Raw genomic sequence first — 11,202 nt, forward strand, 5'->3', positions numbered from 1 at the left:
CTAACCGAACGCCTGCAGACCCGTTTGCGCGCGACCTAAAATCAGCGCGTGCACATCGTGCGTACCCTCGTAGGTGTTGACCGCCTCAAGGTTCATGACGTGGCGGATCACGTGATATTCGTCGGCGATGCCGTTACCGCCATGCATGTCACGGGCGACGCGGGCGATATCCAATGCTTTGCCACAGGAGTTACGCTTGATCAAGCTGATGGTTTCAGGCGGCAGTGCGCCGGCATCCATTAAGCGACCGGCTTGCAAACAGGCCAGCAAGCCAATGGTGATTTCGGTTTGCATGTCGGCCAGTTTCTTCTGCACTAACTGCGTGGCCGCCAGCGGGCGGTTGAATTGGTGGCGGTCCAGGGTGTACTGACGCGCCGCGTGCCAGCAGAATTCCGCAGCTCCCAGGGCGCCCCAGGCAATACCGTAGCGAGCTTTGTTCAAGCAGCCGAATGGGCCCTTGAGTCCACTCACGTTGGGTAACAAAGCGTCTTCTGCCACTTCCACGTTATCCATGACGATTTCGCCGGTGATCGATGCACGTAACGAGAATTTACCTTCAATTTTTGGCGCAGATAGACCTTTCATACCTTTTTCGAGGATAAACCCGCGAATTTCGCCATCAAGCTTCGCCCACACCACAAACACATCGGCAATGGGTGAGTTGGTGATCCACATTTTGCTACCTTTCAACACGTAACCGCCATCGGTTTTACGTGCGGTGGTGCGCATGCTGGCTGGATCTGAACCGGCATCAGGTTCGGTTAAGCCGAAGCAACCAACCCACTCACCGGTGGCTAATTTCGGCAAGTATTTGAGGCGCTGAGCTTCGCTACCGTACTCGTATATCGGATGCATCACTAAGCTCGACTGCACACTCATAGCGCTTCGGTAGCCTGAGTCGACGCGCTCAACTTCACGTGCGACAAGGCCGTACGACACATAGTTGACTTCAGAGCAGCCGTATTTTTCTGGCAAGGTGGCGCCTAACAGGCCTAATTCACCGAGTTCGTTCATGATCTCGCGGTCGAAATGTTCGTTACGATTGGCTAAAAGTACCCGTGACATGAGCTTATCTTGGCAATAGTCATGTGCGGTATCGCGGATCATGCGCTCATCTTCGGTCAATAAATTAGTGAACTGAAACGGATCTTGCCAATCAAATGCTGGGCGTGCCATGAGAACTCCGGTGCTGCCTGTTGATAAGTTGAGTGTGCGAGTTGTATGCACAAGTTGCTCTTAGATTAACCAAAATCAGCGCCAAACAAAAGCGCAACATTTGGTTACTTTTGGCACTTTGAGCCAATACGGCAATAGCGTACATTGGCGCCAATTGTTTTGCTGTGCGAATAATCAAAAAGGACGATACCATGCATTCATTTTTTAGAATCATAGCGCTGGCGCTGCTGTTAACTGCCAGCCCCTTAAGCGCTATGGAGCCAGAATTGCCAGCGCTTGAGGAGCTGGTGGCTGGCGATCTCGATGACGCCGAGGATTTCATTGATACCTATGTGAAGCGGCGTCCGCAGCACGCCGAGGGCCACTTCTATCGCGGTAATATTATGGCTATGCAGGCCGGTAACAGCACCATTTGGGCGCTGAGTTACGCTGGTAAGGCACTCGAGAGTTTCGAGAAAGCGGTGGAACTGAACCCGCAGAATCATCAGTATCGTATGGCACTGGCTAGCTTCCATTTTGCTGCGCCTGGTATAGCGGGTGGTGATATCGATGAAGCTTGGCGGCAAGTTGCGGCGTTGAAAGAGTTCGACCCGTTTCATGCTATGCAGCTGGAGCTAACGTTTTGGGCCGCGGACGAGGATAAAACGCGCTACAACGAGCTGGTAGAAAACGCACTAAACTTGTATCCGACTGATCCACGTTTGGTGTTCCGGATAGCCATGAATGAGCAGAGCGCTAAGAATTATCCACAGGCGCAACAGCATTTTTCTGTGTGCGCCAATGCCGATAATATCAGCGCCGCATTAGCTAATCCGCAGATCACTGTGCATCCCGATACCGCTCAACTGATGGAGCTGGCGCGGCTCAATTGTTTGTACCAGATTGGCCGTACTGCGGTGATTAGCGAGGCTGACGTAAACGCCGGCATTGAAGCGCTCGATGCTTATTTACAAGTCAGCAATTTGCACCGCACCTTACCGCCGCATGACTGGGCTCGCCTGCGCTTAGCGGCTTTGCTGATCATGGCGGAGCAACCCGACCAAGCGCGTCAGCTGTTAGCGCAGGTCAAACCCAGCGATGACGCTATGAAGGAAGAGCACAAGGCGCTCAGCCAAAAGCTTTAACTACTGCGGCGTAGCCAGCACGATACATTCAATCGGACATACCGGAATGCAGGCTGGCTGCGCGTAGAACCCTTCGCACTCGGTGCATTTATCGATATTCACTTGATAGTGCTTGGGGCCCATGAAAATCGCCTCATTAGGGCATTCGGGTTCACACATATCGCAGTTAATACAATCACTTTCTATGATGACAGGCATGATACCTCCTTTGCGGTAATGATCTGCGGCTCTTGAGCCATGGTCTTTATCAGCATAGCTAGCGCTGCTTCATGGTCAGTCAGGGCAACCGGCAGTGATAATTGCACCCGATGCCCAGCGCCCGGAACGCGCTTAAGTGCCTGCCCCTTAAGGTCGGAAAGTGCGGTGACGGTAAAAGCGCGGTTGCCCGTGGGCAGCATCAGCAGCAAGGTATCGCCCACGGCAAAGGCATTTTTCACCTCAACGACGGCGTTAGAGCCATGGCAATTCAGCAGTTCTCCCACCAATAATTGCTGACCGAGGCTATGGCTGGTGTCGTAATTTTGCAGCTCCATCGGCACATGACGTTGTAAAAATCCGGCAGTAAAACCACGATTGGCCATACCATCTAAATCGGCCAAAAGCTGACGATTGAACGGCCTTCCAGCGACTGCATCATCAATGGCTTGGCGATACACCTGAGCCGTACGTGCAACATAATAAGGCGACTTAGTACGGCCTTCTATTTTGAGCGAGTGTACGCCCATGGTGGCCAGTGCTTCTACGTATTCCACCCCGCGTAAGTCTTTAGAATTCATGATATAAGTGCCGTGAAGATCCTCATCCATCAGCATGTATTCGCCAGCACGCTGCGGCTCTTCCAGCAACACTGGGCGGTCAATCGGGTTGAACTGACCGACCTCATCTTCGGCGGCATCGGTGACCCGATACGGCCAGCGACAACTGTTGGTGCAGGCGCCTTGATTCGGGTCGCGCTTGTTGAAATAGCCGGATAACAAGCAGCGCCCGGAGTAGGCCATGCAGAGTGCGCCATGCACAAATACTTCAATTTCCATAGCCGGACAGCGCTGGCGGATCTCGGCAATTTCGCGCAGCTCTAGCTCACGCGAGAGAATAATTCGGCTGATGCCTTGCTGTTGCCAAAACTGCACCGCGGCCCAGTTGACGGTATTAGCCTGAACTGACAGATGCAGTGTTTGTTCGGGAAAGTGTTGGCGCATTAACATCACTACGCCGGGGTCGGACACAATCAGGGCATCGGGATTTAATGCCACTACGGGCGCCATATCGGCAACAAAGGTGGTTAGCTTGGCGTTGTGTGGGGCAATGTTCACCACCACGTAGAATTTCTTGCCAAGCGCATGGGCTTCGGCGATACCCAACGCTAAGTTGGCGAGGTCAAATTCATTATTACGAACCCGCAAGCTGTAACGAGGCTGGCCGGCATACACGGCATCGGCGCCATAGGCAAAAGCCAAACGCATCGCTTTCAGGGAGCCGGCAGGGGATAATAATTCAGGACGGAAGCTATTCATGAGATCTCTAATTCGGCAAAAATGCGCGCTATTTTAGCGATCTATGAATTATTCGATGTTGATCAAAATCAAGGTTATCAGCGCTAAGTGCCTGCCCCTTAAGGCTAAGGGGCAGGCACTTAAGCTTTAACTTTCGTGGTGCACCATCCACACCGCGGCTTCCACCCGCGAGCGCAGACCGAGCTTTTTCAGTAGGTGCTTCACGTGTACTTTTACTGTGCCATCAGAGATATCCAATTGCCGCGCAATCACTTTGTTGCTCATGCCTTTGGCGATCAAGCTTAAGATTTCTTGCTCGCGATTCGTCAATGTCTCCAATTTTCCTGGCGGCTGTTTCACCGATGGGCGACGCAGCGCAGTGGCTAAAACTTCGGTAATGGCCTCGCTTAATACCATTTTGCCATCAACTGCGCGCATGATTTGTTCCAGCAGTTGTTCCGGCTCCATGTCTTTGAGTAGATAACCATCGGCGCCATTGGTAATTGCCGCTACCACATCGTCATCAGCGTCGGACACCGTCAGCATAACGATGCGTGAGGTGACGCCCTCATCGCGCATGCGTTTTAGGGTCTCGATGCCATCAATACCCTGCATGTTCAAATCCAGAATGATGAGTTCTGGATCAAGGTCCAAGGCACGTGCAATAGCCTCTTCGCCGCTACTGCATTCGGCGATCACCTCAAGGCTGTCTTCCATAGATATCAATTGCTTGAGACCTTTGCGTAACAGTGGGTGATCATCAACCAACATAATGCTGGCACGTTCTTGAGTCATGGCAGGCTGCTCCCTTAGCTATTTATGCCCATTAGTGTACGACAATAGCGCAATTCGCAGGATATCCCAAATGGAGTAGAGTGCCTGCCCCTTAAGCGCACTTGTGGCAAGGCTTCTGACCCCGCACCATAGTAAAAAGCCAAAGTAACGGGCAGGCAGCTAAGCTAAGGGGCGGGCAGTTAGTGCAAACCAACCACACCACAGTGAATACCCTTACCAACCTCCATTTGGCGGCTGGCATGGCGCTGTGGGCGAGTTGGAGCGTGCTGGTAGTGCTACTGGCGGCGCTTGATGGCAGCACGGGTACCGGCATCAGTCATGCTGAACTGTTTGAACTCGTGGCCATCAGTGGCGTTAGTGCCACAATGCTGCAGCTCGGCGGTTTTTTTATCGGTGAGCGCGCCATGCGGGCGAGCTTTATTTACGCCAATACCATGGTGCTCATCATTCCGGCTTTGCTATTGGCGTGGGCGCTGAATCAGCAGCTACTGCAGCTGAACCATCTGCAGTGGATAGCCCTAGCGTGTGGTGCTGGTGGTGCGCAGTTTATAGCGCTGCAGCAACCCAATCAATCAGCGCAGATGGGTTGGCAAATGGCAGTCAATGCCGCAATTGTTGGTATTGGTATTGTTGTCGCCCAGGTGTTGGCGCCGCTGTTAGTGACTATACCTAGTGGGTTTGCCTTTGCGCATGCCAGTAGCACTAGTTGGGGGACCATGCTGGGTAGCCAAGCGCCGAATACACCCATGTGGTTGGCCAATATCGGTTGGGCTGCAGCTATAATCTTGGCCTTGCTCACCGCCAACAAAATAGCTAAGGGGCAGGCACTTAAGGCGAAAAAGCTTAAGTGCCTGCCCCTTAGCACTAACTGCCAGCCCCTTAAGGTTTTGCGTAATCGCCATACCTGGTTTATGACGCTGCTGTTTATTATGGCGTTTGGGTCATTTATTGGTTTTGCTATGGCGTTTCCGCTGTCGGTGCAGGCGATTTTTGCCACGACGCGGGAATGGCAGGGCGGTGAGCTTATTGAGGCAGCGGCTAATCATGGCGCACCGAATGCTCTGACTTACGCATGGTTGGGACCACTGTGCGGAATTTTGGCACGACCGATAGGGGGTTGGTTGGCAGATTCCTATGGCGGCGCCAAAGTGACTTGGTGGTGTGCGCTCATCCTCGCAACCAGCTGCTTACTGGCCGCACAGCTCAGCGACTGGGCTTATTATAGCGCCACCCCAGAGCGTTGGTTTTTGGCCTATATATTGGTTTTTATGCTTATTTTTTCTGCTGCGGGCGCAGCCAGTAGTGCCGTTTGTCGGTCTATCACTCAGTTGTTCCCAGCCGAGCAGGCCAGTTATGCATTGCGCTGGGTGTTGGCATTGGGCACAGCTGGCGCGGCCTACATTCCATGGCTCTGGAGTCTCACTGATCAACCTGGCCTAGCTCTAGTAGGCTTCAGCCTGTTCTATTTAATCTGCGCAACGTTCACCAGAATCACTTATTTGCGCAGGCATAGTGTCCATTACAACCCTTGAGCTGTGCGCTCTTGCACATACTCAGGAACAAAATTGAAGTACACGCCAGTGCCGCCCTCATCACGCCTACGCACTGTGACCGCTCCACCTAAACTGCGACTGCGTTCCTGCATAATAGCTAGGCCATAGTGATTCATCTTCTCCGCATTCTCAGCAATACCAACACCATTGTCTTCAATCGCTAAGTGAACAGTTTCAGCAGCATCACTGGTCAGTCGCACCACCACCGTACTGCCCTGACTATGATGAATAGCGTTTTGACAGGCTTCGCGGATAATTTGCAGTAGGTGAATTTCTTCGTTTGGTGTGAGCGGCGCATTCGCGAGTTGATAGTCCAAACGCACCTGCATGGTCGATTGTTCGGTGAATTGCTCCACCGTAGTTTGCAATGCGCTCAATAGCCCTGCACCATCTACCTTTAACCGGAATGTTGTGAGTAGTTCGCGTAACTGGCGGTAGGCCGAATTTAGCCCCTCTTTGAGCTCTATCGACACATCATCAATGGTGGCGCGATCGTCTTTCTCTACGGCCTTGGTCAGTCGAGTCACCTGTATTTTTAGGTACGACAAGGCTTGCGCGAGCGAGTCATGCAGCTCACGCGCAATAACCGTCCGCTCTTGAATCAGCGCGAGCCGGCGAACTTGGTCTTCTTCTTGTTTTAAGCTTAATGCGACCGCTAACTGATCCGCCACCGATTGCAATAATTGTTGCTGCCAATCTTCGAGCTGTTCCGCTATGGAGCAGCGCGCTACCAATACGCCGTAATAATGCTGTTCGCGTTCAATTGAATAACGATAGACGCGTTTACCTTCCATCACTGACACGCCGCTGCCGGCGCTGACACATTGGGCACAGTCTTGACCAGCACAAGGGTCTTCTTCAACGCCAATAGGTTGTACTTGCAAGAATGGTTTGTTGCCCGACTCGGTAATCAAACACAGCTCTAAATCGTCAATTTCGGTGGCGCGTTTTAGCCCGTTGACAATATCTGTGAAGTCTTGGTAACCGGGCGAATGCTCAATGATTGAACGGGCGGTATCGTACAAAAATTGCAGCCGGATGTTACTCTTTTGAATTTCGTGGGTCTGCTCGTCGACACGGCGTTCTAAGTTGCCATACATGTACGAAATGGCGTCATTCATTTTATTCAGGGTGAGCGCCAATACACCCAATTCGTCATCACCGCGGGCTTTAATACGGGCGGTAAAATCACCCTGACCAATGCGACGTGCCACTGTGGTCAATTGTTCTAATGGCGCTCGAACCCGTGCTCTGAGCCAGTTCCAAATCACCAGCGCAAGACCAATGGTGGCAAACAACGATAACACCTGCAGTAGCCGAATGGTGCGAATACGTTGCTCCGCATCAGCTTGAATAGCTGACACCAAGCGATTGATTTGCTGAATTTGTGGCTCCAGTAGCGGCCCTAATTCAGCCGATGAAACGGCTCCACTTTGCAAACGCTGTTGATAGCTTTGCCACTGTGCTTTGGTGGTTTGAAACAACTGCCCTAAGGCGGAGCTATCGTCATGTTCATAATGATGAAATACGTAGTGATTCCAGGCATTCGATAGTTCAACGCCAATCACTTCTGCTTGCTCAGATTGCTGCACAAAATGCCAGCTGTAGCGATAGCTTTGGTAACGCAGCGTACCGGCCATATTAATGGCAAGCGCATCTTGGTCAGCGCGTTCGGCTAACCAATACGAGGCCAATAGCGTGCCCAGCGTTAATGCCACAATGGCGCTAAGGGCAATACTGATGCGCGAGACGATTGACAGTGGCATGGTTGTTCCTTGTAGCAACTGAGCAGGTAGTGTACCGCAGCACTGCCCTGGCTGAAACAATAGGCAAAAAAAAGCGGATACAACTCGGGAGAGATTGTATCCGCAATCACAACGACCATTCGGTCTTGGGGCTGGCTTAAGTGCCTGCCCCTTAGCACTAAGTGCCTGCCCCTTAAGGGTTAGGGCTTAAGTGCCTGCCCCTTAGCATTTCCCTTGGGGTTGCTCCAGAGGCCAGACACCACTTGCCAGCTGATGGCGAGCGAACCGATGATGAACACTACGTCGCCAACGGTACGGATCCAGCGTAAGCTCTGCAGAATGGGTGACTGCATGAAGGCTTCGCTACGGGCATACCACAAGCCTTCGGTGGCTGACGCGTAGAACTGGATGAAGCCAATCGGTAACAAGCTAGTGAACAGCATCATCGCTAAGCCAATGTTCATCCACCAGAAGGCAGTGCTCATCAGTTTGTCATTGAACTGCAACTGTGGACGAATGTAGCGCAAGATCAGCAGCACAAAGCCCAGTGCTAAGAAACCGTACACACCGAATAAGGCTGCATGAGCATGCGTTGGAGTGGTGTTCAAACCTTGGATGTAATAGAGCGCAATCGGTGGGTTGATCATGAAGCCCAACACGCCGGCACCCAAGAAGTTCCAGAACGCCACGGCAACGAAGCACATCAGTGGCCACTTAATGCGTTGCATCCACGGTGCTTTATGTTGCAGGCTCCAGTTTTCCCAAGCTTCGTAGCCCAGCACCACTAGTGGCACCACTTCTAAGGCTGAGAAGGTTGCACCCACTGCCATCACCGGTGTGGTGGTGCCAGAGAAGTACAAGTGGTGGAAGGTACCGGGTACGCCGCCGAGCATGAATAATGACGCTGAAGCAAGCGCAGCGGCAGTAGCCATACGCCGGGATACTAAGCCCATGCTATGGAAGATAAAGGCCAACGCAGCGGTGGCGAATACTTCGAAGAAGCCTTCTACCCACAGGTGCACAATCCACCAGCGCCAGTATTCCATCACCGAGATGTGAGTCCGTTCGCCGTAGAAGAAACCTGCGCCGTAGAACAAACCAATAGCGACCACAGAAGCGGTTAACAGGGCCAATAGGTTTTTGTCGCCTTCAGCACGGAAACCACCCACTACCCCACGTAGCATCAACACCAACCAGAACACGATGCCAGTGAATTTACCGATTTGCCATAACCGGCCTAAATCGACGTATTCGTAGCCTTGGTGACCAAGCCAGAAGTTCAAATGCTCCGGCATGATTTGCGCAATCGCTAAGAAGCTACCAATAAAAGTTCCGGCTACAACCGCGACCAAGGCCCAGAACAGAATATCGACGCCGAGTTTTTGGTATTTGGGGTCTTTGCCGCCATTGATGATGGGCGCCAAGAATAAGCCCGCTGCTAAGAAGCCGGTAGCTATCCAGAACAAGGCGGCTTGAATGTGCCAGGTACGTACCAGTGAGTAGGGGAACCACTGTGACACGTTGATGCCATAGAACTCTTGGCCTTCAACGGTATAGTGTGCGGTGAAGCCGCCCAAGAACACTTGCAGTACGAATAAGGCGATAACAATGAACAAGTATTTGCCCAAGGCTTTCTGTGATGGGGTTAAATTGACCAGACTGATTGGGTCTTTGGCCGGAATAGCAACCTGCTCTTCGTCGTGATCACGTAAGAAGGCCCAGGCCCAAATCAACGCGCCCACGCCAGCAATCAACAGAATAATCGACACCAATGACCAGATTAGGTTTTCTGCACTTGGTTTGTTGTCAATCAATGGCTCATGCGGCCAATTGTTGGTGTAGGTGACGTCGGCATCAGGACGCTCGGTAGAAGCCGCCCATGCGGTCCAGAAGAAGAACTCGGCCATGCGCTCACGGCGCTCTAAGCTCGGCAGGGTATCTTCTTTCATGGCGTAGCTGACGCGGGTGCTGCGCAGCTCAGGGTCGGCACTAAATAAGCGCACATAATAGTCAGCGGTTTGCGCAATGGCTTGCTCACGACGTGCACTAATCAGCACGGTATTACTATCGGCATCATAGGTATTGGTGCGATAAGCTTGCTTCAATGCAAACTGCAGCTGATTTTGCGCGGCGTCATCCAGCGCCTGGTAACTGACGCCGAACTCATCCTGCGCCGCCAGTTCTAACCAGGCTAATAGTTCGCGGTGCAACCAATCGGCAGTCCAGTCGGGTGCTTGGTAAGCACCGTGGCCCCAAATCGATCCTAACTGCATACCACCCACTGATTGCCAGGCGGTCTGGCCATCAAGAATGGATTCTTCGGTCATTAGTACCCGGCCATCTTCAGTTACAAATTGGCCCGCAATAGGCGGTGCCGAACGATACACCTCGTTACCGAAATAGCCGAGGATGCCGAAGGTGATTGCCAAAATAGCAATCAGTGTCCACCAGAGTTTTTTATAGCCGGCCATGGTGCACCTCCCAGTGAGGCGCTTGGTAGCAGCGTGGTTGTTTCATGGTTGATTCTCCTTGAATGAATCAGTGTTTAGTCATTGACGCATTCTATTAAGCAACAACCGTGCCAATATTCAAGTTATTGAAATTAAACAAATAAAATATCCGCATGGGTGGTTTATACCCAGCCCGAATTGGGTGATTTTTACCGCTGGGTGGTCGCCACCTAAATCACCGCTATAAGTCGCCTCCAAACTACCTCTTCAGGCACTGCCACCAGGCGGCTGTTTATTGATCTACGACAAGGAAATTGCCCGCAAGCAGCTTATGCTGAAACACAATATATAGGTGCAAATATGAAAACAGACACAACATATAGTTATTTACGCTTCAGTGCCGAGCAAGTGGTGCTGCAAGAGGTGCCGGGTGAAGTGGCGCTGGCCTTTACCATCAGCGGCTGCCCGCTACGATGCCGTGGTTGCCATAGCGCCGATAGCTGGCCGGCCGAGCGCGGTACCCCGTTGACGCCTGAGTATTTGCAGCAGCGCTTGAACGATTACCAAGGGCTGTTGACCTGTGTGCTGTTTTTAGGCGGCGAGTGGCAACCGCAGACGCTAAAAGTCCTACTCACCATAGCCCGCAATAACGGCTTAGCAACCTGTTTATACACCGGCCTTGAGCAGATCCCGGCCGATCTTGAAGTACTGCTCAGTTATTTAAAAACCGGGCCTTGGGTGGCCGAGTTGGGTGGGCTCAATAGCCCCACCACCAACCAACGCATGCTGGATCTGCGCACTCGAGAGCTCATTAACTATCGATTTATCGATGATAGCGAGTACAGCCCAGGCTGACTTGCAAGGAG

At 52.3% G+C, this 11,202-nt stretch carries 8 protein-coding genes and 1 pseudogene; 3 read left to right on the top strand and 6 right to left on the bottom strand.

Annotated elements, in window-relative coordinates:
- Positions 1–1,176 (bottom strand): acyl-CoA dehydrogenase, encoded by a 1,176-nt coding sequence (locus tag EFO84_RS00625; RefSeq protein ID WP_127346129.1) that lies wholly within the window; start codon positions 1,174–1,176, stop codon positions 1–3.
- Between the two features lie 191 nt (positions 1,177–1,367).
- Here EFO84_RS00625 and EFO84_RS00630 point away from each other — a divergent pair, with 191 nt between their 5' ends.
- Positions 1,368–2,300 carry a tetratricopeptide repeat protein gene (locus tag EFO84_RS00630; RefSeq protein ID WP_127346130.1) on the top strand — a complete coding sequence of 311 codons (933 nt, stop codon included), beginning with the start codon at positions 1,368–1,370 and terminating at the stop codon, positions 2,298–2,300.
- A 21-nt stretch (positions 2,301–2,321) separates the two neighbouring features.
- Here the strand turns inward: EFO84_RS00630 and EFO84_RS00635 are convergent.
- From EFO84_RS00635 to narL, 3 genes and pseudogenes are all read right to left on the bottom strand, one after another.
- Positions 2,322–2,498 (bottom strand): annotated as a pseudogene (locus tag EFO84_RS00635) (4Fe-4S binding protein); the annotation flags it as partial.
- On the bottom strand, positions 2,483–3,814 hold the full coding sequence (trhP, locus tag EFO84_RS00640) for a prephenate-dependent tRNA uridine(34) hydroxylase TrhP (protein ID WP_127346132.1): 1,332 nt from the start codon (positions 3,812–3,814) through the stop codon (positions 2,483–2,485). The pseudogene EFO84_RS00635 and the gene trhP, both read right to left, overlap by 16 nt.
- Positions 3,815–3,940: 126 nt before the next feature.
- Positions 3,941–4,588, bottom strand: a complete 648-nt coding sequence (narL, locus tag EFO84_RS00645) for a two-component system response regulator NarL (protein WP_127346133.1) — start codon at positions 4,586–4,588, stop codon at positions 3,941–3,943.
- Between the two features lie 182 nt (positions 4,589–4,770).
- On the opposite strand from narL, the gene EFO84_RS00650 reads away from it, so the two are divergent.
- Positions 4,771–6,120, top strand: a complete 1,350-nt coding sequence (locus EFO84_RS00650; protein WP_127346134.1) for an MFS transporter — start codon at positions 4,771–4,773, stop codon at positions 6,118–6,120.
- Here the strand turns inward: EFO84_RS00650 and EFO84_RS00655 are convergent.
- Both EFO84_RS00655 and EFO84_RS00660 read right to left on the bottom strand, forming a co-directional pair.
- Entirely contained in the window at positions 6,108–7,907 is a 1,800-nt protein-coding gene (locus EFO84_RS00655; protein WP_127346135.1) for an ATP-binding protein, read from the bottom strand. The two genes, EFO84_RS00650 and EFO84_RS00655, sit on opposite strands and share 13 nt — an antisense overlap.
- Before the next feature lie 179 nt (positions 7,908–8,086).
- Positions 8,087–10,357, bottom strand: a complete 2,271-nt coding sequence (locus EFO84_RS00660) for a nitric-oxide reductase large subunit (RefSeq protein ID WP_127346136.1) — start codon at positions 10,355–10,357, stop codon at positions 8,087–8,089.
- 339 nt (positions 10,358–10,696) lie between these two features.
- On the opposite strand from EFO84_RS00660, the gene nrdG reads away from it, so the two are divergent.
- Positions 10,697–11,191, top strand: a complete 495-nt coding sequence (nrdG, locus tag EFO84_RS00665; protein WP_127346137.1) for an anaerobic ribonucleoside-triphosphate reductase activating protein — start codon at positions 10,697–10,699, stop codon at positions 11,189–11,191.
- The last annotated feature ends 11 nt before the right edge of the window (positions 11,192–11,202 follow it).

The sequence above is a fragment of the Pseudidiomarina mangrovi genome, from assembly GCF_003999375.1.
Lineage (GTDB): Bacteria > Pseudomonadota > Gammaproteobacteria > Enterobacterales > Alteromonadaceae > Pseudidiomarina > Pseudidiomarina mangrovi.

Excerpts from the sequence above, each read along its gene's own strand:
- EFO84_RS00655 (WP_127346135.1), bottom strand. The coding sequence starts at position 7,907 with ATGCCACTGTCAATCGTCTCGCGCATCAGTATTGCCCTTAGCGCCATT.
- narL (WP_127346133.1), bottom strand. The coding sequence starts at position 4,588 with ATGACTCAAGAACGTGCCAGCATTATGTTGGTTGATGATCACCCACTG.
- EFO84_RS00630 (WP_127346130.1), top strand. The coding sequence starts at position 1,368 with ATGCATTCATTTTTTAGAATCATAGCGCTGGCGCTGCTGTTAACTGCC.
- EFO84_RS00625 (WP_127346129.1), bottom strand. The coding sequence starts at position 1,176 with ATGGCACGCCCAGCATTTGATTGGCAAGATCCGTTTCAGTTCACTAAT.
- trhP (WP_127346132.1), bottom strand. The coding sequence starts at position 3,814 with ATGAATAGCTTCCGTCCTGAATTATTATCCCCTGCCGGCTCCCTGAAA.
- nrdG (WP_127346137.1), top strand. The coding sequence starts at position 10,697 with ATGAAAACAGACACAACATATAGTTATTTACGCTTCAGTGCCGAGCAA.
- EFO84_RS00660 (WP_127346136.1), bottom strand. The coding sequence starts at position 10,357 with ATGGCCGGCTATAAAAAACTCTGGTGGACACTGATTGCTATTTTGGCA.